Consider the following 24,276-nt stretch of genomic DNA (forward strand, 5'->3'; position numbering starts at 1 on the left):
GGTCTCCTTAGCGGTGCTCTCTGCGGAGCTTTTTCTCGAGGAAGAGCGAATAGCGGCCCATGCTGAAGCAGAAGATGAAGAAGCACAGACCGATAAAGACGAAGAGTTCCCAGTAAACGCCGTTCCAATCGGTGGTCGCCCGGATCGAGTTGGACAGGCCAATGGGATCGAGAAGGCCGATGAAAACGACCAGCGTGGTATCCTTGAACAGGCCGATGAAGGTGTTCACGATCCCCGGGATCGAGATTTTCAGCGCCTGCGGCAGGATGATCAGCCGCATCGATTTCCAGTAGTCCAGCCCCAGCGCGTCCGCGGCCTCGTACTGACCCTTCGGCAGCGCGGCGAGACCGCCACGGACCACCTCGGCGATATAGGCCGCCGAGAACAGGGTCACCATGATGATGACACGCAGCATCAGGTCGAAGTTGGTGCCCGGCGGCAGGAAGTAGTTCAGCAGCAGCGACGCGGTGAACAGCCAGACGATCAGCGGCACGCCGCGGATGATCTCGATGAAGGCCACCGAGCACTTGTTGATGATGAACATGTCCGACTGGCGTCCCAGCGCCAGCAGGATGCCCAGCGGCAGCGACAGCACGATGCCCGACACGCCGATGATCGTGGCCAGCATGAAGCCGCCCATGTTCTGCGTCGGCACCTGCTCGAGCGCCAGCGGCACCACCGAGGCCAGCGCGCCAGCGAGCGGACCGCAAAGGGTCAGCCAGTAGATCACCGGCACGACGATCGCCAGGATCACCGACAGCAGCGTGCCGATCTTCGGCGCGGCAAAGGCCATGATTGCCCAGGCGATGACGAAGCCGAGGATGGCCGCGACCGGACCCCAGAGCGAGCCGCCCCAGATCAGCCAGAACAGCACGAAGGGTGCGAGCGCCGAAACCCAGAGCATCTTGCGCGGCACCGAGCTGAACAGCACCGGCGCGACCGCGGCGAGGAAGATCAGGAAGGCCAGGATCGGGCGCCAGTAGAGCTCTTTCGGGAAGAAGCCGAAGATCAGCTGCGGCCAGCGCTCCGCCAGCACGGCCCAGCAGGCCGCCGGCGTGCCCGCGCCATAACGCTCGGCGATGATCTCCCGGCACTGCGACAGGTTCGACGCGTCCCAGATGCCCCGCAGCGCCCAGGGCAGCAGGTGGCTCAGCGCGGCGTAGATGACCCAGAGCGAGAGCAGGGTGAGCATGATGTTCAGCCAGCCGGAGAACAGGTTCTCGCGGATCCACTTCAGCGCGCCGGTCTGGTTCAGCGGCGGATCCTGCTGGTCGAGCATGGTGTCGCGGACATAGGCGACGGTCTGTGCATGCGTATCGCTCATGTCACCGCTCCTTCAGCTTCACGGAGGAGTTGTAGACGTTCATCACGCCCGAGATCAGCAGGCTCAGCACCAGGTAGAACAGACCCAGCAACAGCATGCCCTCGAGCTCGCGGCCGGTCTGGTTGATGGTGATGCCCCCGAGGGTCGAGCGCACGTCCATGTAGCCCACCGCGATGGCCAGCGAGCTGTTCTTGGTGAGGTTGAGGAACTGCGAGATCAGCGGCGGGATGATCACCCGCAGCGCCTGCGGCAGGATCACCAGGTTCATCGTGGTGCCCGGACGCAGACCCAGCGCGTAGGCCGCCTCGGTTTGCCCCTTGGAGATGGCGAGGATGCCGCCACGCACGATCTCGGCGATGAAGGCGCCGGTGTAGAGCGACAGCGCCAGCCACAGGGCGATCAGCGAGTTGCGCAGGTGCACGCCGCCGTCGAAGTTGAAGCCGCCGAGCTCGGGCTTGTCGAGCGAGGCGCCGAGTGCCACCAGCACCACGATCAGCGGCACGAGGATGGCGGCGATCTGCAGCGGCAGGGTCGTCGGGCGTTTGCCCGTGGCTTCCTGGATATGCGAGGCGCGCTTGCCGAGAACCCTGGCCCCGATGCCGCCCGCGATGAGCACCGCGAGGATCAGCAGCCAGTCCCAGCCGGAGGAACTCGGGATGACCTCTCCGCCCTCTTCGGTACCGGCGTCCGAGCCGCCCTCGGCGCTGCCGGAGGCGTTGTCGTCGGCCTGCCCGGTCTGCACGCCGGCACCGCCGGTGGCGATGCGGCTTGCGCCGTATGTGCCGGCCATATTGGCGCCGGTGGATGCTGCGGGGGCTGCGGCCTCGGGCTCGGGGGCCGCGATCTCATTGCCGCCCAGCGAGCGGCTGAACACGACGTTAGGGATGTAGACGCCGCGGTTGGTGATCGCGACGCTTTCGCCGAGGATCATCGAAGAGCCGTCCTCGCCGCGGAAATCCCGCGGTGTCGGCATGGACTCGGTCATCAGCGCGAAGATCAGCACGATCCACAGCAGCAGCGGCACGTTGCGGAAGCCCTCGACGTAGACCGCCGTCAGCCGCGAGACGATCCAGTTGTTCGACAGGCGCAGCACGCCCGCGATCACGCCGAGCACCGTAGCGAGGGCACAGCCCATCACCGCGACCAGCAACGTGTTGAGGATCCCCACGAGCGCGGCGCGGCCATGGGTCATCTGGTTGTTGTAGTCGATGAGCTGCTGGTTGATGTCATAGCCCGCGGGCTGCGACAGGAATCCGAAGTCGAAGTCCTTGCCCAGGGCCTCGAGGTTGTTGATCGTGTTGGAAATCAGCCACGACAGCAGCAGCCCTATCAGGATCATCGCGACGACCTGGATGGTCATCGAGCGATAGCGCGTGTCGAAAATAAGCTGACTCAGCCGGAAGCCACGCTCCGGCGGATCCGAGATGGTCGCCATTTAGTTCTCCCCGGACGCTTCCGTCATCTCTCGGGTCCGCAGCGGTTGCTCCGCCGTCTGCCCTGCCGGAAGCGTGCTTTCGTTTTATGAAGGCGAAATCGTCTGAAGGTCTGAAGGTGGAAAGGGGCGCAGGTTGTCCCTGCGCCCCTCGCCAAGTCCGGTATCAGCGGAACGGCGGGCTGTAGAGCAGGCCGCCTTCGGTCCACTGCGCGTTCAGGCCGCGCGACAGGCCGATCGGGGTGGCTTCGCCGATGTTCTTCTCGAAGATCTCGCCGTAGTTGCCGCCCGCCATGATGGCGCGCTGCGCCCATTCGGCGTCGAGGCCGAGCATTGCGCCCAGTTCACCCTCGGTGCCGAGCAGACGGTTGATCTCGGGGTTGTTGGTCGGGGCCGAGGACAGCTCCGCGATGTTGGCCGAGGTCACGCCGTATTCTTCGGCGGCAACCAGAGCGTTCAGGGTCCAGCGGGCGATGTCGCCCCACTCGTTGTCGCCGTGGCGGACGAGCGGACCAAGCGGCTCTTTCGAGATGATTTCCGGCAGGATCACGTGATCGGCCGGGGTCTCGAAGGTGGCGCGGGTGGCTGCGAGGCCCGAGGCGTCGGTGGTGTAGACGTCACAGGCGCCGGCCAGGTACTGCTGCTGCGCTTCAGCGTTGGTCTCGATCGGAACCGGCTCGTAGCTGATGTTGTTGGCGCGGAAGAAGTCCGCGAGGTTCAGCTCGGTGGTGGTGCCGGTCTGGATGCAGACGGTGGCGCCATCGAGTTCCTTGGCCGAAGCCACGCCCAGCGACTTCGGTGCAATGAAGCCCTGGCCGTCGTAGTAGTTCACGCCGACGAATTCGAACTTCAGGTCGACATCGCGCGAGAAGGTCCAGGTGGTGTTGCGGGCCAGCACGTCGATCTCGCCGGAGGCCAGCGCGGTAAAGCGGGTCTGACCGGTGGTCTGGGTGAAGGACACCGCCATCGGGTCGCCCAGGACGGCTGCGGCGAGCGCACGGCAGTACGCCACGTCAAAGCCCTGCCACACGTTGTTTGCATCGGGTGCCGAGAAACCGGCGAGGCCCGTGGACACACCGCACTTCAGCTCCCCGCGCGCTTTCACGTCGTCCAGGGTCGCGGCGCCGGCTGCGCCGGCCGCGAGTGCGGCGACGGTCAGAGCGCCGAGAGTTACGGTCTTTTTCATGTTAACCTCTTCCTGTTTTCCGGCTCTCGTGAGCCGGTTCCTTGATCCTTGCTGGATCGGCTTATTAGCCAGGGGCTCCCTCCCTGTGCTGACGGGAGTTTGGGAGCAAAGTTTTGGCGAGGTCAAGCCGGTGCGACGCGAAAAAGGCAAGCAAATGCCCAGATCTTACGCAAGGATCCCTGAAGAGGATTCAGATTAGGCAGCTTGGCAGAGGGCAAAAAAGCGGTGGGCGTGAAGGAAGGCCTCACGTTTGATTTCAGCCGCTTCCCGCGCTTCCTCGTCTTCGCCCCAGAGCTCTTCCTGAAAGGTCTCGTCGAGCCGCGACAGCGCCCAGAGTTCCTTGGCGTCATGCTCGCGCCCGGTCGCCGCGAAGCCGAGGACCAGGGAACCGGTGAGCGCCACGAGATCGTGGAAGGCCGCCAGTTCGAACGGGCTGAAGGCATGGGTCCGCTCGGCAAGCAGGCGCAGCGGCGCCACGGGCTGGGAGGCGTGCATGATCCCGGTGCGCGGCTCCAGCCGGGCGCCCATTTCGCGCGCCGCCCAGTCGAGCAGCGGATCCCAGCGCTCGGCCTGCCGCGCGACCAGTTCCGCCGGGCTGTCGGCACGGTAGCACAGCAGATCGCTGTCGCCGTATTCGGCCAGCATCTCGGCCACCTCGGGGTGCTGCGGCGCGACCTTGTCGATGGCGCTGTTGGCGGTCCGGGTGAAGGGCATGGTGCGCGGGTCGATCTTCTCGTCCTGCGCGCGCCATTCCTCGGCCATGGCTTCCGCGATGGCCCGGGTCGGCACCACCAGCGGCGCCTTGCCCGGGGTGCGCAGCGGGCGCCCGTCGAGATGTACGATGAAACCGCCTTCGGCCTCTTCGACCGTGGCGTCCTTGTAGAAGCGGCGGGGGGCCCATTCGCTCATGCGGCTTGGCTCCAGAGTTGCTCCAGCAGCGCCGGAAGCGCGCGGATGTCGTCGATGATTGTGCGCGCGGAGGCAAGCCGCGCGCGGTCGTGATAGCCCCAGCTGACGCCGATCCCGTGGACCCCGGCAGAGGCGGCCATATCCATGTCGAAGCTCGTGTCGCCCAGCATCACCGCCTGATGCGGCTCGACGCCGGCCTCGGCCAGCGCCGCCTGGATCATTGCCGGATGCGGCTTCGAGGGGTGATCGTCGGCGCACTGCTGGGTGACGAAGAGCCGGCGGATGCCATGTCCGTCGACCAGCCGGTCGAGCCCGCGGCGCGATTTGCCGGTGGCAATGCCGAGCAGCCATTCGGGCCGCGCGTGCAGCGCATCCAGCACCTCGCGGACGTTGGGGTAGAGCGGCGAGCTGGCCTCTGTGCCATTGGCGCTGCGCAGGCGCATGTAGCTCTGCTTGTAGCCCTCGACCATCGCCTCGATCGTCGCGGCATCCACGCCCGGTGCGAGCCGCGCCACCGCCAGCGGCAGCGACAGGCCGACGATGCCGAGGATCTCCTCGCGGCTCGGAGCCTCCATGCCGACCTCGGCAAAGGCCCCGCGCATCGAGGCGAGAATATCCGCCTGGCTGTCGACCAGCGTGCCGTCGACGTCAAAGATGATCAGCTTGAGGTCCATGGTCTCAGTGCAGCTCTTCGAAGGGATCGTCCGCGGCGAGATCCTCGGTCCAGCCGAAGGTCTCCCAGCTTTGCGCCATGTGCTCGGGCAGCGGCGCGGTGACGGTGACCGGCTTCTTGGTCGCCGGGTGCAGGAAGGTCATCGACCGCGCGTGCAGGTGCAGCTTTTTCGAGATGATGCCGCCGAGCTGTGCGCCCCAGCCGTCGCCGAGGTTCTCCTGCCCCGAGCCGCCGTACTTGCCGTCGCCGATGATCGGATGGCCGATCTCGGCCATATGCACGCGAAGCTGGTGGGTGCGGCCGGTGATCGGCTCCATCGCCACCCAGCTCGCCCGGCCCGCGACGCGGTAGAGCGTGGCGTAGAGCGTGTGGGCGCGCTTGGCACCGGGGGTGCTGTCGATCTCGCGCGGGTGGATGGCGCGCATCTTTTCGCCCTCTCCCGACTTGCCGTGGCCGCCGGCCTTGACCAGCCCGTACTTGATCTCACCGAGGTAGGGCGTCGGCACACCGGCGACCAGCGCCCAGTAGATCTTGCGGGTTTCCTTGTGGCGGATCGCGGCGGTGAGGCCCTGCGCCATCTCGCGGGTGCGCGCCAGCAGCAGCACCCCCGAGGTGTCCTTGTCGAGCCGGTGCACGAGACGCGGCTTCTCGTCGTAGCCGAATTTCAGCGCCTCCGACAGCATGTCAACGTGGCGGGTCTGCTTGGAGCCGCCCTGCGTCGGCATGCCCGGCGGCTTGTTGAGGGCGATGATGTGATCGTCCTTCCACAGCACGCAGGACTGGATCAGCTTGGTGTCGGCATCCGAGATCTTCGACTTCGGCTGCGCCGCGACCTTGGCCATTTCCTCAGGCTCGGGCAGCGGCGGAACGCGCACCTGGTTGCCCACGGCAAGGCGGGTCGAGGCCTTCACCCGGCCGCCATCGACGCGAATCTCGCCCTTGCGGCACATCTTCTCGATGCGCCCCTGCGGGACGTGCGGGAAATGGCGTTTCATCCAGCGGTCGAGACGCTGATCGCCGTCGCCCGGCCCCACGGTGACTGTCTGAACGCGGCTCATGCAAAGAAACTCCGAGTGACCAGCAGCCCCGCGAAGAGCGCCGCCAGCGAGACGGCCACCGAGACCGCCACGTAAAGGCCCGCCTGCGCGACGTCGCCGCGCTCGTAGAGCGTGGCGAAATCCAGCGAGAAGGCCGAGAAGGTTGTGAAACCGCCGAGCACGCCGGTCATCAGGAACGGCGCGAAGCGGTTGGAGGTATTGGCAAGGATCACCACGATGGCGCCCATGACAAAGGAGCCGAGGATGTTCACCGTCAGCGTGCCCCAGGGGAATCCCTTGCCCAGCAGCCGCGCCATGGCGAGGCCGGTCAGATAGCGCCCGCTGGCGCCGAGCGCTCCGCCGAGCGCGACCTGTAAAACCGTGAGGATCATCCGCGGGACATGTGCGAGGGGGGGCGGAATGTCAAGATTTTCGGGGGTTCGGAGCCACGGCGGGCGTGCAAGCCCGTCATGCCCTAAGGTCAGGCGAGCGGCAGGCGGCGCGCCTTGGGGGCTCTGCCCCCGTCCGCGAAGGCGGACTCCCCCGGGATATTTGCCCCTAGAAGAAGATCAGCCGTTCCGATCGCGGCGCAGCTTCGCGAAATACTCGAGGCGCTTCTTCAGGTCGCGCTCGAAGCCGCGCTCGACCGGGGTGTAGTAGCTGTCGCGGCCGATCTCCTCGGGAAAGTAGTCCTGGCCGGAAAACCCGTCCTCGGCGTCGTGGTCATAGGCGTAGCCGCTGCCGTAGCCCTGCTCCTTCATCAGCTTGGTCGGGGCGTTGAGGATGTGCCTGGGCGGGCTGAGCGAGCCGGTCTTCTTCGCCGCGGCGCGCGCGGCCTTGTAGGCGACGTAGGTGGCGTTCGATTTCGGTGCCAGCGCGAGGTAGACCAGCGCCTGCGCCAGCGCCAGCTCGCCCTCGGGGGAGCCGAGTCGCTCGTAGGTCTGCCAGGCCTGCAGGCAGATCGCCTGCGCCTGCGGATCGGCAAGGCCGATGTCCTCGACCGACATGCGGGTGATGCGCCGGGCGAGGAAGCGCGGGTCTTCCCCGGCCTCGAGCATCCGGGCGAACCAGTAGAGCGTCGCGTCGGGATCCGAGCCGCGCACCGATTTGTGCAGCGCCGAGATCAGGTTGTAGTGGCCGTCGCCGGATTTGTCGTATTGCGCCGCGCGGCGCATCAGCCGGGTCGAGAGCGCCTCGGTCGAGAGCGCGCCTTCGACGCGCCAGGCCATGATCTGTTCGATCAAGTTGAGCAGCGCCCGGCCGTCGCCGTCGGCCATTTCCAGCAGCGCGGTGCGGGCGGCGCCGTCCAGCGGCAGGCTCCGGCCGAGTTCGTGCTCGGCGCGCTGCGCGAGACCCTCGAGATCGTCGCGAGAGAGGCGCTCCAGCACCAGCACCTGCGCCCGCGACAGCAGCGCCGCGTTGAGCTCGAAGCTGGGATTCTCGGTGGTGGCGCCGACGAGGAGGATCGTCCCGTCCTCCATATGCGGCAGGAAGCCGTCCTGCTGGGCCTTGTTGAAGCGGTGGATCTCGTCGACGAAGAGCAAGGTGCCCTGGCCGTTGCGGTGGCGGATCTTCGCGGCCTCGAAGACCTTCCGCAGCTCGGGCACGCCGGTGAAGATGGCGCTGATCTGCACGAAGTGCAGGTCCGTCGCATCCGCAAGAAGCCGCGCGATGGTGGTCTTGCCGACCCCGGGCGGCCCCCAGAAGATCAGGCTCGACAGCGCCCCCGAGGCGAGCATCACCCCGAGCGGCGCCTCGGGGCCGAGCACCTGCTGCTGACCGATCACCTCGCCGAGCGCCTTCGGGCGCAGCCGGTCCGCCAGCGGGCGGGGGCCGCTCCGCTCGGGTTCGGGGCTGCGGCCCGCGGGATCGTCGAAGAGATCGGCCACGCCTACGCCCCTCAGACCCGGAACCGCAGGGAGATGCGACCGTTGCCGCGCTGTGCGTCGATCTGGATGCGCGGCGCGGCGCTCTTCAGCAGATCGTCAACATCGCCCGGCAATTCGATGTCCTGGCCATTGACCGCGCGCAGCAGGTCGCCCCGCTGCAGGCCGATCCGCGCGCCCCAGGGGCCGGGGTCGACCACCACCACGCCCTCGCCACCCGCCAGCGGCAGGCCGAGCTCGGTCTGCACCGCCGGGTTGAGCCGCGCCAGCGTCAGCCCCGGCAACACGGCGCGCTCGTCCAGCGTGACGCGTTGCTGCGGCGGATCGTCGGGGGCGGCGATCATCGCGACCTTGGCCTGCCGCTGCGCGCCGTCGTGCAGGTAGGTGATCTGCGCCTCGTGACCGAGCCCGGTGACCGACATGCGGTAGAGCATCTCGGCAGGCGTGTTCACCCCCTGCCCGTCCACCGCCAGCACCACGTCGCCGACGTCGAGCCCGGCCTGCGCGAAGGGGCTGGCCTCGTGCAGTTGCGAGACCAGCACGCCGCCGGGCAGCCCCATGCCGAGGCTTTCCGAGAGATCGGCGTCGACGCTCTGCCCGGTCATCCCGGCCCAGGGGCGCTCGAAGGAGGTCTTGCCCGCCTCGGCCTGCTCGACGAACTGGCGCACCAGCGCCGAGGGGATGGCGAAACCGATGCCGTTGGAGCCGCCGGACCGGGTGAGGATCGAGGTGTTCACGCCAATGAGCTGGCCCTTCACGTCGATCAGCGCGCCCCCCGAATTGCCCGGGTTGATCGGCGCGTCGGTCTGGATGAAGTAGCCGCGGGCATTGCCGGTGGCCGTGCCCGAGCGCGCCAGCCCCGAGACGATGCCCGAGCTGACGGTCTGGCCGACACCGAAGGGATTGCCGATCGCCAGCGCCAGCTCGCCCACCTCGACCGTGTCGCTGTCGCGCAGCGGCAGGAAGGGCATGTCCTGCGCGCCGTCGAGCTTGAGGATGGCGAGGTCCGCCTCCTCGTCGGCCAGCAGCACCTCGGCGTCGTATTCGGCGCCATTGTTGAGCACCACGCGGATGTCGGTGGCCTGGCCGACCACGTGGTAGTTCGACACCACGATGCCGTCCTCGGACAGGATCACCCCGGAGCCGAGCGAGTTCTGCACCCGCGGGCGGCCCCGGAAGTCCTGGAAGAGATTGCCGAAGAGCGGATCGCCGGCAAAGGGGCTGCGGGCTTCGACCACGCGGCTGGCGTAGATGTTCACCACGGCGGGCGTCGCCTGTTTCACCAAGGGCACGAAGGAGAGGGAGATTTCCGCCTGGCTCTGCGGCACCTGCGTCTCGGCAAGGGCCGGGACTGCGGTGAGCGTGAGGGCAAGGGCGGGCACGATCAGGATGTTTCGGAGCATTATGCGGTCCTCCAGTACCTTTCGATATGTCGGGGCAATCCCGCGATTGCAAGTCACGCCCCGGTGCGCTCCGCGTGCGCTTTTCGTGCACTGTGCCCTGCCCCGCCTTCCCGCGGAGGCTGGAAAAGCCGCGCACTCCATGCCAGAAGCCGCCGCGTCAGACATTGGAGTGCTCCTCATGCAGATCGTCTCGCTCATCGCCCGCCCCGGCACCCTGGATACCGCGCTGGTCGAGAGCCTGCGCAATGCCTTAGGCGGCGGTCCGGTCACCGTGCTCTCGGACGGCGAGGCGGCGGAATTCCCGGTCGAGGCGGTGCCCGGCAACTTCGAGGAGGTGCGCGCCTCGCTCGCTCAGCAGGCCGATCTGAACGTTCTGCCCGCCGAAGGGCGCCGCAAGAAGATGCTGCTGGCGGACATGGACAGCACGATGATCCAGCAGGAATGCATCGACGAGCTGGCGGAGGAAGCCGGGGTCGGCGCGCATGTGAAGGAGATCACGGCCCGCGCGATGAACGGCGAGCTCGATTTCGAAGGCGCGTTGACCGAGCGCGTGGCGCTGCTCAAGGGTCTTCCGGAGAGCGTCATCGGCAAGGTGCTCGAGACCCGCATCACGCTGATGCCCGGCGGCCCGGAGCTGGTCGCGACGATGAAGGCGAACGGCGCCTATGCCGCGCTGGTGTCGGGCGGTTTCACCGCCTTCACCGCGCGTGTCGCCGAGAAGATCGGGTTCGACGAGAACCGCGCCAACACGCTGCTGACGGAAGACGGCAAGCTGACCGGCGTGCCGGCGCGGCCGATCCTCGGGCGCGAGGCCAAGGTGCAGGCGCTGGAGGAGATCACCGCCCGGCTCGGCATCCTCGAGGACGACGTGCTGGCGGTGGGCGACGGGGCGAACGATCTGGGCATGCTCGGCCGCGCCGGCTTCGGCGTGGCGCTGCATGCCAAACCCTCGGTGCAGGCGGAATGCGCGCTGCGGGTGAACCTCGGGGATCTCACGGCGCTGCTGTTCCTGCAGGGCTACGCGCGCAGCGAGTTCGCGGGCTGAGAGGCGCGAGGGGGCGCTGCCCTCGTCATCTGCGGCGACTCCTCCGGGAGAGTTTCATCTAGACGAAGGGGCGCGCGTCCAGACAATGGGGCGCGCGCGACGCCCGCTCCCCTCAGGCCGCGAAGAGCGTGTCGAGCGGGCGAATCTCGCCGGTGACCAGACCGTCGAAGTTGCTCACCTCGGGGTTGAGGAAGCGGTGCACGTCGGGATGCGCCGGGTCCGCGGCACCAAGCCGCACCAGCAGCGAGGCCATGACGCATTCCGCCGCGCGGGTCGCCCCGTCAATAATCTTCACCGCCACGCCGAGGCCGCGCTGCGGCAGGATGGCGACGAAATAGCCCTCGGCCCCGGTCTTGATCGCGATCGGCTCGAGCGCGGCGCGCATCAGCAGCGTGCAGGCGCGGCCCTCGCCGGCGACGAGATCGGGATAGTCGTACATGGCCTCGACCAGCTGCGCGCCGGCACGGCTGAGCGCGTCGTGGCGCTGGTGCGCCCCGGCGAACCAGGCCATCGCCCGCGCCATGCCGTGCATGGTGGTCGCGAGGTTGGGGGCGGAGCAGCCGTCAATGCCATAGCAGGGGCTGACCTCGCCGGTCACGGTCTCGAAGGCGTCGCGGACCGCGACCTGCACCGGGTGCTCCGGCAGCACGTAGTCCGGACCGGCGCCGAGGTACTGGCTCAGCGTCAGGAATCCCGCGTGCTTGCCCGAGCAGTTGTTGTGCACACGGCACGGGCTCCGGCCCTCGCGGATCATCTCGAGTTTCAGCGCCTTGTCGCGGCTCGGCTGCGGGCCGCAGCGCAGGTCGTCGTCGGACAGCTCGAGGTCGGCCAGCCAGGCCTCGACCGCGCCGACGTGCATCGGTGCGCCCTGGTGCGAGGCGCAGGCCAGCGCCAGTTGCGGCGGGGTCAGGTGCCAGGCCTCGGCGGCGCCCGAGGCGACGAGCGGCAGGGCCTGGATCATCTTCGACGAGGAGCGCGGGTAGACCACCGCCTGCGGGTCACCCCAGGCCTCGACGATGGCGCCGGAGGTGTCGCAGATCACCGCGTGCCCGAGGTGCAGGCTCTCGGCGAGCGGGCCGCGGCGGACCTCCACCAGGGGCACGGCGGCGGTAAAGCTATCTTGGCGAGCCTGAAGCATCGGGGCGGGTCCTCACAAACGAGCGATATTCTGCCATCGGGGCTTTCTCGCCCCGCGGGTTTCGGTCTATTGTCCCGCCGTCGAGCATGAATGGTCGCGCTGGTCAAGAGACCGACAGATCTCCGCAACGGAGCTGTCGAGGTCGCGGCGCAGACCGGGCAACAAGAAGCAAGCACGGCTGGAGGCTGCAGGTATGAAGTCAATTCTCGGTGGGGTTCTGGGCGCGGCGCTTGCGCTGAGCGCGTCGGGTGCGCTCGCGCAAGAAGAAAGCACCAACCGGGTGAACGCGATCACCGACTGGTCGGTCTTCGAGGGCAGCAGCCCGCGCGAGTGCTGGGCGGTGACCACCTACAAGGAAAGCGTCAACACCAAGGACGGGCGCGTGGTGTCGGTCCGCCGCGGCGACATCCTGCTGATGGTGTTCTACCGCCCCGAAGCCAACGTCATGGGCCAGGTGGCCTTTACCGGCGGCTATCCCTTCGCCAGCGGCTCCACCGTGGGCGTCGACATCTCGGGCGAGACCTTCGAGCTCTACACCGAGGGGGAATGGGCCTGGCCGGCGACGCCGCAGGACGACGCCAAGATCATCGCCGCGATGAAGCGCGGCGCCGACGCCGTTCTGACCGCCGGCTCGAGCCGCGGCACGAAGACCAAGGACACTTTCTCGCTGCTCGGCTTCACCGCCGCGGTGGAAGACGCCGAGAAGCGCTGCGGCGGCTGATCCCCTGACGGTGAGGTCCGGGGAAGGATGAAGGGCGGGCGCTCCGCCCTTTCGTCTTTCCGAAAAGACGCGAAGAAAACGTCGCGAGCCGTGCATATCGGTTGAAATTCGCCCGGCCATCCACAGATGAGCTGCAGCAAGGGGACGCGCCCGCGCGTTCCCTTTGACTTATTGCGGCCGAATCCTGTATGGAGTGGCCTTCTTTTTCCGAGGATGACGTGATGACTGCCAGCGCGCCGATCACCCAGGACGTGGTGACGATCCCCCGCAAGCTGCCGGAAAGCGGCAAGCTGAACCTGATCGGGCTCACCCGTGACGCCCTGCGTGCCGCGCTGATCGAGGCAGGCACGCCCGAGAAGCAGGCGAAGATGCGCGTCAACCAGATCTGGCAGTGGGTCTATCACTGGGGCACCCGCGACTTTGCCGAGATGACCAATCTCGCCAAGGACTACCGCGCGCTGCTGGCCGAGAAATTCACCATCGAGCTGCCCGAGATCGTCTCGAAGCAGGTCTCGGCGGATGGCACCCGCAAGTACCTCGTGCGCATCGCCGGCGGTCACGAGGTCGAGGTGGTCTACATCCCCGAGGAAGATCGCGGCACGCTCTGCATTTCCTCGCAGGTGGGCTGCACGCTGACCTGCTCCTTCTGCCACACCGGCACGCAGAAACTGGTGCGCAACCTCACCGCCGGCGAGATCATCGGCCAGGTCATGCTGGCGCGCGACGACCTTGGTGAATGGCCCGAGCCGGGCACCGGCACTGGCGAGAGCGGGCCGCGCCTGCTGTCGAACATCGTGCTGATGGGCATGGGCGAGCCGCTCTACAACTTCGACAACGTGCGTGACGCGATGAAGATCGCCATGGACGGCGAGGGCATCGCCCTGTCGCGCCGCCGCATCACCCTGTCGACCTCGGGCGTGGTGCCGGAAATTGCCAAATGCGCCGAGGAGATCGGCTGCCTTCTGGCGGTCAGCTTCCACGCCACCACCGACGAGACCCGCAACATGCTGGTGCCGATCAACAAGCGCTGGAACATCGAGGAGCTGCTGAACGCCCTGCGTGAATACCCGCGCCTGTCGAACTCCGAGCGCATCACCTTCGAATACGTGATGCTCAAGGACGTGAACGACAGCGACGCCGACGCGCGCCGCCTGGTGAAGCTGATCCAGGGCATCCCCGCCAAGATCAACCTCATCCCGTTCAACGAATGGCCCGGCGCGCCCTACCAGCGCTCGGACTGGGAGCGGATCGAGCGATTCGCCGACATCATCTACAAGGCCGGCTATGCCTCGCCGATCCGCACCCCGCGCGGCGAGGACATCATGGCCGCCTGTGGCCAGCTCAAGTCCGCCACCGAGCGTGCCCGCAAATCGCGCAAGCAGATCGAGGCCGAAACCGGCCTCGGCGGCGCGGCTTGACTTACCTGATCTAAACTATCAGGATTACCTCACCCAGCCAGTCCCGTCTCCGGGACAGCCCGGATCGACGGCCCCGAGCGGGCGACTGGCTGGGAGAGGTTCCATGCGACATGAACGGTTCGACCGGGTGGATCTGCGCCCCGCGGAAGCGCGGGTGGTGCGGCTGCTGCGGCTCTGGCGCGACAACGACGAGGCCACGGCGCAGCTCGAGCTGCGCGACGCGCTCGGCTTTACCCCTGCCCGCGCCTGCCTGCGCGCGCTCGGCGATCTTGCCGATCTTCTCACCCGCCATGGCTGGCACGGCCCGCTGATCCTCCCCGTCGCGGCGCAGAGCACCTCGGACGACGAGCGCGCCATTGCACGGTTCGTGCTGACCGCCACCGAGCAGGACCGCGAGCTGGCGCTGGCGGAGGCGACCATGCTCGTCCTCCCGGCGCATATCCTGACCCTCGCCAACGCCGCCGAGCGGGTCGGCCTGCCACTGCTCTGCGAGGAATGCCGGGCGCGCCGCGACTGTCCGCTCAACTGACCCGCATCACGAGACCGTGCCAAGTTGCGCGGTGGCCCTTGACCTTCCAGTGACTGGAACCCCTATGTGAGGGACCAACCAGGATTGGAAGGAGTCGCATCATGGCCGATGGAAGTCTGCGCTTCGAAGTGACGAAGATGAATTGCGGCGGCTGCGCCGGACGCGCGCAGAAGGCGCTGGCCGGGGTCGAGGGGGTGACCGACGCCTCGGTGAACCTCGCGACGAAGATGGCCCGCGTCGAGGGCAGCGCCGGGGTGCCCGCGCTGCGCGCCGCGCTGGACAAGGCGGGCTACCCTGCCGGCGAGTCGACCATGCGCCTCGGCATCGAGGGCATGAGCTGCGCCTCCTGCGCGGGCCGCGTCGAGCGCGCGCTGAACAAGGTGCCGGGCGTGCTCTCGGCCAGCGTGAACCTCGCCAGCGAGACCGCCGAGGTGACCCTGCTGGCAGGGGCCGCCGAAGCCCTCGCGCTGATCGGCGCGGTCGAGGGCGCGGGCTACAAGGCAAGCCTTGCTAGCGATGACAGCGCCGAGCAGGAGGCGCGCAAAGGTGCCGAGCAGGCGGCGCTGAAGCGCGACCTGATCGTCGCCGCCGCACTGACCGCGCCGGTATTCCTGATCGAGATGGGCGGACATTTCATCCCCGGCGTCCATCACCTGATCGCCTCCACCATCGGCACGACCACCTCCTGGCTGATCCAATTCGTGCTGGTGACGGCCGTGCTGGTCTGGCCCGGACGGCGCTTCTACCAGATCGGGATGCCGCTACTGCTCAAGGGCGCGCCGGACATGAACTCGCTGGTGGCGCTCGGCACATTGGCGGCCTGGCTCTATTCCACCGTCGCGCTCTTCCTGCCCGGGCTGCTGCCCGAAGGCACCCGGGCGGTCTATTTCGAGGCCGCGGCGGTGATCGTCACGCTGATCCTGCTGGGCCGCTTCCTCGAGGCGCGCGCCAAGGGCCGCACCGGGGCGGCGATCAAACGGCTGGTGGGGCTGAAGCCATCGACGGCGCGGGTCGCGCGCGATGGCGAGATCACCGAGCTGGCCATCGCCGAGGTCGTGGCGGGCGACGTGCTGCACGTGCGTCCCGGCGAGCGCATCGCCGTGGATGGCGAGGTGCTGACCGGGCGCTCCTACGTCGACGAGAGCATGATCACCGGCGAGCCGGTACCGGTAGAAAAATCGACCGGCACCGCGGTGGTCGGCGGCACGGTCAACGGCGCAGGCGCGCTCAGCTTCCGGGCCACGGCGGTCGGCGCCGACACCATGCTGGCGCGGATCATCGCCATGGTCGAGGAGGCGCAGGGCGCCAAGCTGCCGATCCAGGCGCTGGCCGACAAGGTGGTGATCTGGTTCGTGCCAGCCGTCATCGCCGTCGCTGCGCTGACCTTCCTCGCTTGGCTGATCTTCGGCCCCTCCCCCGCGCTGACCTACGCGCTGGTCGCCGGGGTCTCGGTGCTGATCGTCGCCTGCCCCTGCGCCATGGGGCTTGCCACGCCGACCTCGATCATGGTCGGCACCGGGCGCGCTGCCGAGCTGGGCGTGCTGTTCCGCAAGGGTGACGCGCTGCAGCGGCTGGAGAGCGTGGGCATCGTCGCCTTCGACAAGACCGGAACGCTGACCGAGGGGCGCCCCGAGCTGGTGCGCACCGCCGCCGCCCCGGGCTTCGACGAGGGTGAAGTGCTGCGCCTTGCCGCGAGCGCCGAGCAAAGCTCGGAGCACCCGATCGCGCGCGCGCTCGAGCGCGCCGCCGAAGGGGGACTGCCGCAGGCGGAAGAGGTCGAAGCCATCGCCGGGCACGGCCTCAGTGCGCGCGTGGAGGGCCGCCGCGTGCTGGTCGGCGCCGCCCGCCTGATGGCCCGCGAGGGGATCGACCTCGGCCCGCTGAGCGCCGCGCATGACGAGATCGCGGGGGCCGGGCAGACGCCGGTGCTGGTCGCCGTCGACGGGCAGATCGCCGGGGCGCTGGCGGTGGCCGACAAGGTCAAACCCGGTGCCAGGGCCGCCATCGCCAAGCTGCACGGGATGGGGCTGAAGACGGCGATGATCACCGGCGACACGCGCGCCACCGCGCAGGCCATCGCCGCCGAGCTCGGCATCGACCACGTCGAGGCCGAGGTGCTGCCCGAGGGCAAGCGCGATGCGGTGCGGGCGCTGCGCGCCGCGCACGGCGCGGTGGGCTTCGTCGGCGACGGCATCAACGACGCCCCGGCGCTGGCCGAGGCCGAGGTCGGCCTCGCCATGGGCACCGGCACCGATGTCGCCATCGAGAGCGCCGACGTGGTGCTGGTCTCGGGCGATACCAAGGGGGTCGTCGAGGCGGTACACCTGAGCCGCGCGGTGCTGCGCAACATCCGCCAGAACCTGTTCTGGGCCTTCGGCTACAATGTCGCGCTGATCCCGGTGGCGGCGGGGGTGTTCTACCCGGCCTTCGGCACGCTGCTCTCGCCGATGCTGGCGGCGGGGGCGATGGCGCTTTCGTCGGTCTTCGTGCTGAGCAACGCGCTGCGGCTGCGCCGGCTCGCCCCGGCCATGGCCCCGGAGCGCGACACGCGCCCGGCCCCGGCCCCGATCACCCAGGAGGCAGAGGCATGAACATCGGAGACGTTGCGGATCGAGCCGGGCTGCCGCCCAAGACCATCCGCTACTACGAGGACATCGGCCTTGTGACCCCGCACCGGGGCGCCAACGGCTACCGCGCCTTCACCGAGCAGGACGTGCACAAGCTGGCCTTCCTGGCCCGCGCCCGCGCGCTGGGATTCACCATCGAGGACTGCCGCGCGCTGCTCGCGCTCTACGAGGACGAGAGCCGCGCCAGTTCCGAGGTGAAGCACATCGCCGAGGACCACCTCGCGCAGATCGACGAGAAGCTGGCCCAGCTGCAGCAGATGCGCGACACGCTGGCGCATCTCGTCCACGCCTGCCACGGGGACGACCGGCCCGACTGCCCGATCCTCAGCGATCTCGCCTGCTCCAAGGGTTGAGCCTCAGTCCTGCAGTTCCAGCTCGAGCAGCGCCTTGCGCGTGGCCTGCCAGACCGGCAGCACGGTCTCGAGACTGTCCGGAGGGAGCGGCGCGCCGGTGCGGGCCCTGTCCTCCTCGGCGCGGAGCACGCCGTGCAGGGCGCTGGCGCCGAAGACCGCCGCCGAGCCAGCGATGCGATGGATCTTCTCTGCGTAGGCCGCGGGTTCGATCCCGTCGCTCAGTTCCTCGGACAGGGCCGCGAGGCCGGATTCGGTCTCGCTCAGGAAGCGGTCGCGCAGCGAGGCGAAAAGCTCGGGCCCCAGCGAGTCGGCCGCCGCGCCGAGCGCGACGTCGTCCAGCACCTCCGCCGGCGTCACGTCGCCTCCCGGCACGGAGCCCCCTCCCGAAGCCTCGGCCTGCACGGGGGCAATTCCCGAGAGAACCCCGGCCAGCGCCCGCCAGGTGATCGGCTTGGTCAGCGTGGCGCACATGCCCGCTTCACGGAAATGCGCCATGTCGGCGGGCAGCGCATGGGCGGTGAGCGCGACGATCGGCGTCTCGATGTTGACCCCGCCACCGGCGCGGATGCGCCGCGTCGTCTCCACCCCGTCGAGGCCCGGCATGGAGATATCCATCAGCACCACATCGAAGGGCTCGGTCGCGGCCACGCGCAGCCCCTCGGCGCCGTCATGCGCCTCGGTCACCGTGTGGCCCATCTTGCGCAGCATGGCCGTGGCGACGAGGCGGTTCACCGGGTTGTCCTCGACCACGAGAATGCGCGAGGGCGCCATCTCCGGGATGCCCTCGACCGGCTGCGGTTCGACCGCCGTGCTCGCGGCGCGTTCGGCGGGCAGGCTGACGTGGAAGCGCGCCCCGCGTCCGGGCGCGCTCTTGACGGTGACCTCGCCGCCCATCGCCCGCACCAGCCGCCGCACGATACCAAGCCCGAGACCGGTGCCCTCGGCGGCGCGCATGTAGGAGGAATCGAGCGTGACGAAATCCTCGAAAATTCGCTCCTGCTCGTTCTCGGCGATGCCGATGCCATTGTCGGCGACCTCGAAGATCACGTTGCCTTCTTTTGACAGGCCGATGAGCGAGAGCTTGATCTCGCCGTTCTCGGTGAACTTGATGGCATTGCCCACCAGGTTGACCAGCACCTGCCGGAGGCGACTGCGGTCGCCCATCAGCAACGGACAGCCATCTTCAGGCACGTTCACCTGCAGCATGTTGCCCCGCGCCGCCGCGGTCGGGCGCAGCACGTCGACCACCTCGCGCGCCAGTTCGATCGGGCAATAGGGCGCGCGGGCAAAGCTGAAGCGCCCGGTCTCCAGCCGCGAATGATCCAGCACGTCGTTGACGTGCTGCAGCAGGACGTCGCCGGCGCGGCGCAGGATCTGCAGGTACTCGCGCTGGTCGCGGCCAAGCTCGGTCTCGGTCAGCAACTCGAGCGCCCCGATCATCCCGTTGAGCGGCGTGCGCATCTCATGGCTCATGATGGCGATGAAACGCGCCTTGGCCTGCTCGCCCTCGACCGCGCGGTCGCGGGCCTCGACCAGCTCTTCCTCGGCGCTGATGTCGCGGCTGATATCCCGGAAGTAGACCGCGCGCAGCAGGTCGCCCTCGTGCTCGGTTTCGGTCACCGAGAGCTCCATGGGGTAGCGGCTGCCATCGCCGCGCAGACCCTCGCAGCGCACGCGGCCCTGCCCGGCGTGCCGGGCCAGGCCGGGATCGTCCGCCTCGGGCGTGTCGGGGGGAAACAGCAGGGTCGCGGCCTGACGCCCCAGAACCTGGTCGCTCGTGTATCCCGAGATGCAGCCCGCCGCGCCGTTGAACTGCAGGACGAGGCCCTTGCGGTCGGTGACCACGATCCCGTCAAGCGCCGTCGAAACCACCGCCTCGAGCCGGTGATTGGCCCGAGCGCGGCGCTGCGCCTGATCGCGTGCCACATGCATGAGCTGCCACAGGGCAACGACGCCGAGCGCCAGCGCCAGAACGAGGATCAGCGCCATGCCCGACAGGCGCACGAGCGAGTTCATCACCTTGCGTCGCTGCGCATCCGAGGCTGCCGAGAAAGCCCTGACCCCGGTGAGCGACACCTCGCGGACCGCGAGCCGGACGTCTGGTGCCTGCGCGCGCAGCACCGGCAGCGCCGCCGCGAGCTCGGCGTCGGGGCTGTCGATGTACGGCACCGCCGCGTCGAGGAACGCCCTGATCGTCGCCATCGGCCCGCGCGCCGAGGGGGTGTTCACGATGTCGGCGTAGAGCCCGCCGCGCGACACCGTCTGGTAGCGGCTGAAGAATATGTCGAAGGCCAGGCGCAGCTCTTCGGAATCGAAATAGGCGGCGGGCCGTTCCAGCTCGCTCTGCAGGCGCCCGAACTCCACCTCCATCTGGGCCAGCGACCACTGGCCGTTGTCGGAGTTGGCCGTGGCGAGCCCCTGGATCTGCCTCGCGGCATCCACGGTCAGCAGAACCAGCGCCGCAAGACACAGGACGATGAACGGGGCGCTGAGCGCGGCCCAGCGTTTGCGCGTCGGCAGGCTGCTGCCGTCGCCGGGGCCCAGCGTGGCGCTCACGGTTCCACGACGATCCGGCTGAGCTGCCAGATGCTGCGGGCAAAGATGATCTCGCTTCGGTACTCGGGGTGGTCATCGAACGGGTAGACCAGCCAGAGCGGCCCCTTGTCCCGCACGCTCATCAGCGAGCCATTGCGCGCCCAGGCGATGATCGGCCCCTCCGGCACCGCATCCTCGAGCGGGATCTCGGTCGAGTATTCGTTGATCGCCACGGCCTTGATCGAGCCGCCGGTGACGTCCAGCGCCGACAGCAGATCATGCAGCGACACGCCGGTGAAGCGCTGCGGGCCCTCGGTCCAGATGGTGGTCGTGGTGAAGCTCGTGGTTCCCAGCGCCTCGAGCATGTGCAGGTCGAAGGCGGCACCTTCGGGCGAGTTCTTCACCGGCACCTCGCCGGTCACCGTCAGCAGCACCGTGCCCTGGGGATTTTCGAGCGGCATCGCGAGCGCAGGAAGCGCGTTGCAAAGAAAGAACACGCAGCAAGCGACCCAACGGAACATCAACCTCAACCTCCTTGCGCACTCTATGACCGCTCAATATCATACGACGCTGTTACCCCAGCGCAAAGAGCTACCATATAGCCAGTGCTCAAACCAGTTAGTGAAACCAATCGGTAATACTTTTGCGCCAGAAATCGCTTGCTGCATAGGTCGCGCCAGGAGGACATATGCGTATTCTGGTCGCCGATGACCACGATCTCGTCCGAGAGACGATTGCCGCCTTCCTTCGTTCAGAGGGGATCGATGACGTGGACACCGCGGCAACGCTGGACGAGGCCATCGCGCTTGTCGAGCGCGGCATCGCCTTCGACCTGATCCTGCTCGATTACAACATGCCCGGCATGTCGGGCCTCACCGGCCTCGACCGCATGCGCGAGATCAGCGCGGGCGTGCCCGTGGCGCTGCTTTCGGGCACCGCGACCGCCGATATCGCGCAGGCGGCCATCCGCTCCGGCGCGGCCGGGTTCATCCCCAAGACGCTGCCATCGAAGACCATCGTCAGCGCGGCGCAGGTGATGGCTGCCGGCGAGATTTTCGCCCCCTACAGCTTCATGACCCAGGTGCCCGACGGCAAGGCCGCGGAACTGACCCCGCGCGAGCGCGAGGTTCTGCGCGGGCTCTGCGAGGGGAAGTCGAACAAAGAAATCGCCCGCGACCTCGATCTGCAGGAAGTCACGATCAAGCTGCACGTGAAGACCCTGAGCCGCAAGCTCGAGGCGCGCAACCGCACCCACGCGGCGATGATCGCCAAGGAACTCAACCTGGCCTAGCGTCTGGCCTGACCCCGTGCCACGCGGGGGTTTGCCTGAACGCGGCCCGCGCCCTCAGATCCAGCGCAACCGCCGCAGGATCAGCAACTGCAGCGCGACGACCACCAAAAGCCCGCCGCAGAACACCCAGAAGGCCACGGGCTCGCTCGCGCCGGGCATCCCCGCGACGTTGATCCCGAAGAGCCCCGTAAGAAAGCCGAGCGGCAGAAACAGCGCCGACAGCACCGACAGCATGTACATGTTGCGGTTCAGCCGGTCGGACAGCTGCCCCGCCAGCTCGTCGCGCACCAGCGCCATGCGCTCACGCATGGCATCGGCATCCTCGACCACCCGCTCCAGCGCATCCAGCTCCTCCTCGAGGTGGCGCAGGTCATCCGGCTCGAGCCAGTCCGGGTGAACGCCCTGCAGCGCCCGCAGCGCGTCACGCTGCGGCAGCAGGTAGCGCCGCAGGATGATCGCCCGCCTCCGCAGCTCGACCAATTGCTGACGCAGCGCGTCATGCCCTGCCTCCAGCACATCCTCCTCGAGCTGGTCGGCCTCGTCCTCGATACCGCTCCAGAACTCCTCGATCCGGAAGGTCAGCCGCTCGACCAGCATCGACAGGAAGGCCGCGCAATCATCCGGGCCGTTGCCCAGTTCCAGCGCGCTTGCGATATCGTCCACCGCGCGCACCTTGCGCCGCGACAGGCTGACAATGCGCTGCTGGTCGATCCATAGCCGGATCGACACCATGTCTTCCGGGTCCGACCCCTCGATGGTGTTGATGCCGCGCAGGATGACGATCAGCCCGTCCCCGATGCGGGTGATCCGCGGCCGGGTCTCTTCGGCCACCAGCGCGTCGATGATCGTCGGGTCGAGATAGGACAGGTTCTCGACGATCCAGCCGGGGGCATCGGGATGCGCCGCGCGCAGGTGAACCCAGCCCAGCGTATCGCTCCTGAGCACGTCCGCAGCCGCGGCACCGGACAACCGCGCGCCCGAGTCGGGGCCGGAGAGGATGTAACCGGCTTCAATGAGATCTTCGGGGCGGGAGACAAGCGCTTGCATGCGAGAAAATCTACATCGGGCACCGCCGAGGGCAAGACCCTTCTTCACGCGATTTTTTCATTAAAATTCAATGACTCATCCCGCGCCGTGACGCTTTCCTTTAGTTTTGTTCGAAAATGCACACAGGATGGTTGTTTTTAGGAAACCTTGCCGTTTTCCAACTGAAGATCACGGATTTCGCACAAACGTAACTGAACTCATCAGTTCATTATTCCCGAAAAACAGAAGGATCCATGCGCCGTGGTATTCTCTGGCTCACTTTCAAGCACACGAGTTCGCGAGCTTCCGTGAGCCATCCGGTGATTTGATAAATCACTCCAGAACAACGATTTACTCATCATCCCCGACACGAACGGGACGCGGCGACGCCTGACGCCACCGCTGTAAAACGCAAAACAAGGAACGTCGTTATGAAAACGCTTATTGCATCCGCCCTCGTCGCGACCGCCGCCCTGACCGGCGCCGCAACGGCAGCCCCCTCGACCTCTGCTCATGCACAGAAGCAGATCGAGGCGCTGATCCCGAACGCCGACCTCGCCGGGCTGACCGACGCCCAGATCGTCTCTGTCGCCCAGGCCATGGCCCGCGCCGACGGCGCAGCTCAGAAGATCGGCACCGGCAAGGCTCTGATCGACAACCTTCGGTGAGACGGCGCGCAGCCGGGGTCGCGGGCTCTTGAAAAACCAGTCCCGCGTCGCGGCAGCCGAGCGGCTCACCCTCCCCCGGGGCATTTCGCCCCACACATCAAAGCGCCCAAGCAAAGGCATCAAAGAATGCCGCTGGGCAAGTTACGGAAGGACATCCAAATGAAAACTCTCATTGCATCCGCCCTGATCGCCTCCGCAGCCCTGACCGGCGCGGCATCGGTCGCAAGCACCACCGCCGCAAACGCGACCAACGTGATCGAAAGCGCCCTGCCCGGCGCCGACCTCTCGGCGCTGAGCACCGAGCAGCTGGTCGCCGTCGCAGGCACCCTGCAGAACACCGACGGTGGCGCCGCCAAGAAGGCCGGCGTGACCCGCGCGCTGATCAAGTCGCTGCAATTCAAGGCGGAGCAATAAGCCCGCCACCGCACGCGCACCTCTCCCGGAGGTGACAGCGGCGGGCCACCAATTCCAGGCGGCCCGCCGATCCCCGCGGGGTGACGCACCCCGCGGTCGCACGATCCCATCACACAAATCCCGGGCAAGGACCGCTGAGACGGCCGCCGGGACCCACGGAAGGACATCCAAATGAAAACCCTCATCGCATCCGCCCTGATCGCCTCCGCAGCCCTGACCGGCGCCGCATCGGCCGCAAGCACCACCGCCGCAAACGCGACCAACGTGATCGAAAGCGCCCTGCCCGGCGCCGACCTCTCGGCGCTGAGCACCGAGCAGCTGGTCGCCGTCGCAGGCACCCTGCAGAACACCGACGGTGGCGCCGCCAAGAAGGCCGGCGTGACCCGCGCGCTGATCAAGTCGCTGCAGTTCAAGGCAGAGCAATAAGCCATTCGAAGGCTGCGGCCCCCCGCAGCCTTCGCTGCGCCCGTCGCGGCGCAAGGGCCGGTCCGTTCGCGGGCCGGCCTTTCTGCGTGCTCGGTGGCGCGGGCTGACGAAGGCCGCGCCTGGCGCGCGCCTCCCCCCAAGGCAAAGGGGCCGCCCCTATGGGCGGCCCCTTCGTTTGACTTCCGATCACCGGCCCCGCAGGGCCGGGTCAGACCACGATCACTCGAGGATTTTC

Annotated in this window: 23 protein-coding genes; 10 read left to right on the plus strand and 13 right to left on the minus strand. The window is 67.8% G+C overall.

The genetic code is table 11. The annotated features are described in order from the left end of the window. Positions 1 to 7: 7 nt before the first annotated feature. The 9 genes from LC039_RS06285 to LC039_RS06325 form a co-directional block, all read right to left on the minus strand. Positions 8 to 1,324, minus strand: coding sequence for an amino acid ABC transporter permease (locus LC039_RS06285; protein WP_226622320.1), 1,317 nt, complete (start codon positions 1,322 to 1,324; stop codon positions 8 to 10). A gap of 1 nt (position 1,325) precedes the next feature. Next, positions 1,326 to 2,759 carry an amino acid ABC transporter permease gene (locus LC039_RS06290; RefSeq protein ID WP_226622321.1) on the minus strand — a complete coding sequence of 478 codons (1,434 nt, stop codon included), beginning with the start codon at positions 2,757 to 2,759 and terminating at the stop codon, positions 1,326 to 1,328. Between the two features lie 163 nt (positions 2,760 to 2,922). Next, complete coding sequence (locus LC039_RS06295) at positions 2,923 to 3,942, minus strand: amino acid ABC transporter substrate-binding protein (protein WP_226622322.1); 1,020 nt, start codon at positions 3,940 to 3,942, stop codon at positions 2,923 to 2,925. A gap of 195 nt (positions 3,943 to 4,137) precedes the next feature. After that, complete coding sequence (locus tag LC039_RS06300; RefSeq protein ID WP_226622325.1) at positions 4,138 to 4,851, minus strand: ATP12 family chaperone protein; 714 nt, start codon at positions 4,849 to 4,851, stop codon at positions 4,138 to 4,140. Then, entirely contained in the window at positions 4,848 to 5,525 is a 678-nt protein-coding gene (locus LC039_RS06305) for an HAD-IA family hydrolase (RefSeq protein WP_226622326.1), read from the minus strand. Before LC039_RS06305 ends, LC039_RS06300 begins: the two co-directional genes overlap by 4 nt. A 4-nt stretch (positions 5,526 to 5,529) precedes the next feature. Further along, positions 5,530 to 6,582 carry an RluA family pseudouridine synthase gene (locus tag LC039_RS06310; RefSeq protein WP_226622328.1) on the minus strand — a complete coding sequence of 351 codons (1,053 nt, stop codon included), beginning with the start codon at positions 6,580 to 6,582 and terminating at the stop codon, positions 5,530 to 5,532. After that, on the minus strand, positions 6,579 to 6,953 hold the full coding sequence (crcB, locus tag LC039_RS06315; protein ID WP_226622329.1) for a fluoride efflux transporter CrcB: 375 nt from the start codon (positions 6,951 to 6,953) through the stop codon (positions 6,579 to 6,581). Before crcB ends, LC039_RS06310 begins: the two co-directional genes overlap by 4 nt. 177 nt (positions 6,954 to 7,130) lie before the next feature. Beyond that, on the minus strand, positions 7,131 to 8,450 hold the full coding sequence (locus tag LC039_RS06320; RefSeq protein ID WP_226622331.1) for a replication-associated recombination protein A: 1,320 nt from the start codon (positions 8,448 to 8,450) through the stop codon (positions 7,131 to 7,133). 11 nt (positions 8,451 to 8,461) lie between these two features. Further along, entirely contained in the window at positions 8,462 to 9,850 is a 1,389-nt protein-coding gene (locus LC039_RS06325; protein WP_226622336.1) for a trypsin-like peptidase domain-containing protein, read from the minus strand. Positions 9,851 to 10,028: 178 nt separating this feature from the next. Here LC039_RS06325 and serB point away from each other — a divergent pair, with 178 nt between their 5' ends. Continuing rightward, complete coding sequence (serB, locus tag LC039_RS06330; RefSeq protein ID WP_226622338.1) at positions 10,029 to 10,895, plus strand: phosphoserine phosphatase SerB; 867 nt, start codon at positions 10,029 to 10,031, stop codon at positions 10,893 to 10,895. Positions 10,896 to 11,007: 112 nt separating this feature from the next. Here serB and LC039_RS06335 read toward each other — a convergent pair whose 3' ends face one another. Further along, complete coding sequence (locus tag LC039_RS06335; RefSeq protein WP_226622340.1) at positions 11,008 to 12,033, minus strand: asparaginase; 1,026 nt, start codon at positions 12,031 to 12,033, stop codon at positions 11,008 to 11,010. Between the two features lie 193 nt (positions 12,034 to 12,226). Here LC039_RS06335 and LC039_RS06340 point away from each other — a divergent pair, with 193 nt between their 5' ends. The 5 genes from LC039_RS06340 to cueR all read left to right on the plus strand — a co-directional run bounded on the left by LC039_RS06340 (position 12,227) and on the right by cueR (position 17,681). Further along, entirely contained in the window at positions 12,227 to 12,754 is a 528-nt protein-coding gene (locus tag LC039_RS06340; RefSeq protein ID WP_226622341.1) for an invasion associated locus B family protein, read from the plus strand. A gap of 221 nt (positions 12,755 to 12,975) precedes the next feature. Beyond that, positions 12,976 to 14,172, plus strand: coding sequence for a 23S rRNA (adenine(2503)-C(2))-methyltransferase RlmN (gene rlmN / locus LC039_RS06345; RefSeq protein ID WP_226622348.1), 1,197 nt, complete (start codon positions 12,976 to 12,978; stop codon positions 14,170 to 14,172). Between the two features lie 103 nt (positions 14,173 to 14,275). Then, positions 14,276 to 14,701 (plus strand): hypothetical protein, encoded by a 426-nt coding sequence (locus LC039_RS06350; RefSeq protein ID WP_226622350.1) that lies wholly within the window; start codon positions 14,276 to 14,278, stop codon positions 14,699 to 14,701. Positions 14,702 to 14,802: 101 nt separating this feature from the next. Beyond that, the gene (locus LC039_RS06355) at positions 14,803 to 17,292 is read left to right on the plus strand and encodes a heavy metal translocating P-type ATPase (RefSeq protein ID WP_226622351.1); all 2,490 of its coding nucleotides are present in this window, start codon (positions 14,803 to 14,805) and stop codon (positions 17,290 to 17,292) included. Further along, positions 17,289 to 17,681 carry a Cu(I)-responsive transcriptional regulator gene (cueR, locus tag LC039_RS06360; RefSeq protein WP_226622353.1) on the plus strand — a complete coding sequence of 131 codons (393 nt, stop codon included), beginning with the start codon at positions 17,289 to 17,291 and terminating at the stop codon, positions 17,679 to 17,681. Before LC039_RS06355 ends, cueR begins: the two co-directional genes overlap by 4 nt. A 3-nt stretch (positions 17,682 to 17,684) precedes the next feature. On the opposite strand, the gene LC039_RS06365 is transcribed toward cueR, so the two are convergent. Both LC039_RS06365 and LC039_RS06370 read right to left on the minus strand, forming a co-directional pair. Beyond that, positions 17,685 to 20,237, minus strand: a complete 2,553-nt coding sequence (locus LC039_RS06365) for an ATP-binding protein (RefSeq protein ID WP_226622354.1) — start codon at positions 20,235 to 20,237, stop codon at positions 17,685 to 17,687. Next, complete coding sequence (locus LC039_RS06370; RefSeq protein ID WP_226622356.1) at positions 20,234 to 20,737, minus strand: molybdopterin-dependent oxidoreductase; 504 nt, start codon at positions 20,735 to 20,737, stop codon at positions 20,234 to 20,236. The genes LC039_RS06365 and LC039_RS06370 overlap by 4 nt, the downstream gene beginning before the upstream one ends. A gap of 167 nt (positions 20,738 to 20,904) precedes the next feature. On the opposite strand from LC039_RS06370, the gene LC039_RS06375 reads away from it, so the two are divergent. Continuing rightward, complete coding sequence (locus LC039_RS06375) at positions 20,905 to 21,507, plus strand: response regulator (protein WP_226622358.1); 603 nt, start codon at positions 20,905 to 20,907, stop codon at positions 21,505 to 21,507. 54 nt (positions 21,508 to 21,561) lie between these two features. Here the strand turns inward: LC039_RS06375 and LC039_RS06380 are convergent, their stop codons facing one another. Next, entirely contained in the window at positions 21,562 to 22,554 is a 993-nt protein-coding gene (locus LC039_RS06380; protein ID WP_226622360.1) for a zinc transporter ZntB, read from the minus strand. Positions 22,555 to 22,964: 410 nt separating this feature from the next. Between LC039_RS06380 and LC039_RS06385 the strand changes: the two genes are divergently transcribed. The 3 genes from LC039_RS06385 to LC039_RS06395 all read left to right on the plus strand — a co-directional run bounded on the left by LC039_RS06385 (position 22,965) and on the right by LC039_RS06395 (position 24,041). Next, positions 22,965 to 23,201, plus strand: a complete 237-nt coding sequence (locus tag LC039_RS06385; protein WP_226622362.1) for a hypothetical protein — start codon at positions 22,965 to 22,967, stop codon at positions 23,199 to 23,201. A gap of 159 nt (positions 23,202 to 23,360) precedes the next feature. Next, the gene (locus LC039_RS06390) at positions 23,361 to 23,615 is read left to right on the plus strand and encodes a hypothetical protein (RefSeq protein WP_226622364.1); all 255 of its coding nucleotides are present in this window, start codon (positions 23,361 to 23,363) and stop codon (positions 23,613 to 23,615) included. Positions 23,616 to 23,786: 171 nt separating this feature from the next. Next, on the plus strand, positions 23,787 to 24,041 hold the full coding sequence (locus LC039_RS06395; protein ID WP_226622365.1) for a hypothetical protein: 255 nt from the start codon (positions 23,787 to 23,789) through the stop codon (positions 24,039 to 24,041). Positions 24,042 to 24,276 lie beyond the last annotated feature (235 nt).

Origin of the sequence: Alloyangia pacifica, from assembly GCF_020524285.1 — a bacterium.
Classification (GTDB): Bacteria; Pseudomonadota; Alphaproteobacteria; order Rhodobacterales; family Rhodobacteraceae; genus Salipiger; species Salipiger pacificus_B.

Excerpts from the sequence above, each read along its gene's own strand:
- LC039_RS06285 (WP_226622320.1), bottom strand. The coding sequence starts at position 1,324 with ATGAGCGATACGCATGCACAGACCGTCGCCTATGTCCGCGACACCATG.
- LC039_RS06290 (WP_226622321.1), bottom strand. The coding sequence starts at position 2,759 with ATGGCGACCATCTCGGATCCGCCGGAGCGTGGCTTCCGGCTGAGTCAG.
- LC039_RS06295 (WP_226622322.1), bottom strand. The coding sequence starts at position 3,942 with ATGAAAAAGACCGTAACTCTCGGCGCTCTGACCGTCGCCGCACTCGCG.
- LC039_RS06300 (WP_226622325.1), bottom strand. The coding sequence starts at position 4,851 with ATGAGCGAATGGGCCCCCCGCCGCTTCTACAAGGACGCCACGGTCGAA.
- LC039_RS06305 (WP_226622326.1), bottom strand. The coding sequence starts at position 5,525 with ATGGACCTCAAGCTGATCATCTTTGACGTCGACGGCACGCTGGTCGAC.
- LC039_RS06310 (WP_226622328.1), bottom strand. The coding sequence starts at position 6,582 with ATGAGCCGCGTTCAGACAGTCACCGTGGGGCCGGGCGACGGCGATCAG.
- crcB (WP_226622329.1), bottom strand. The coding sequence starts at position 6,953 with ATGATCCTCACGGTTTTACAGGTCGCGCTCGGCGGAGCGCTCGGCGCC.
- LC039_RS06325 (WP_226622336.1), bottom strand. The coding sequence starts at position 9,850 with ATGCTCCGAAACATCCTGATCGTGCCCGCCCTTGCCCTCACGCTCACC.
- serB (WP_226622338.1), top strand. The coding sequence starts at position 10,029 with ATGCAGATCGTCTCGCTCATCGCCCGCCCCGGCACCCTGGATACCGCG.
- LC039_RS06335 (WP_226622340.1), bottom strand. The coding sequence starts at position 12,033 with ATGCTTCAGGCTCGCCAAGATAGCTTTACCGCCGCCGTGCCCCTGGTG.
- LC039_RS06340 (WP_226622341.1), top strand. The coding sequence starts at position 12,227 with ATGAAGTCAATTCTCGGTGGGGTTCTGGGCGCGGCGCTTGCGCTGAGC.
- rlmN (WP_226622348.1), top strand. The coding sequence starts at position 12,976 with ATGACTGCCAGCGCGCCGATCACCCAGGACGTGGTGACGATCCCCCGC.
- LC039_RS06350 (WP_226622350.1), top strand. The coding sequence starts at position 14,276 with ATGCGACATGAACGGTTCGACCGGGTGGATCTGCGCCCCGCGGAAGCG.
- LC039_RS06355 (WP_226622351.1), top strand. The coding sequence starts at position 14,803 with ATGGCCGATGGAAGTCTGCGCTTCGAAGTGACGAAGATGAATTGCGGC.
- cueR (WP_226622353.1), top strand. The coding sequence starts at position 17,289 with ATGAACATCGGAGACGTTGCGGATCGAGCCGGGCTGCCGCCCAAGACC.
- LC039_RS06370 (WP_226622356.1), bottom strand. The coding sequence starts at position 20,737 with ATGTTCCGTTGGGTCGCTTGCTGCGTGTTCTTTCTTTGCAACGCGCTT.
- LC039_RS06375 (WP_226622358.1), top strand. The coding sequence starts at position 20,905 with ATGCGTATTCTGGTCGCCGATGACCACGATCTCGTCCGAGAGACGATT.
- LC039_RS06380 (WP_226622360.1), bottom strand. The coding sequence starts at position 22,554 with ATGCAAGCGCTTGTCTCCCGCCCCGAAGATCTCATTGAAGCCGGTTAC.
- LC039_RS06385 (WP_226622362.1), top strand. The coding sequence starts at position 22,965 with ATGAAAACGCTTATTGCATCCGCCCTCGTCGCGACCGCCGCCCTGACC.
- LC039_RS06390 (WP_226622364.1), top strand. The coding sequence starts at position 23,361 with ATGAAAACTCTCATTGCATCCGCCCTGATCGCCTCCGCAGCCCTGACC.
- LC039_RS06395 (WP_226622365.1), top strand. The coding sequence starts at position 23,787 with ATGAAAACCCTCATCGCATCCGCCCTGATCGCCTCCGCAGCCCTGACC.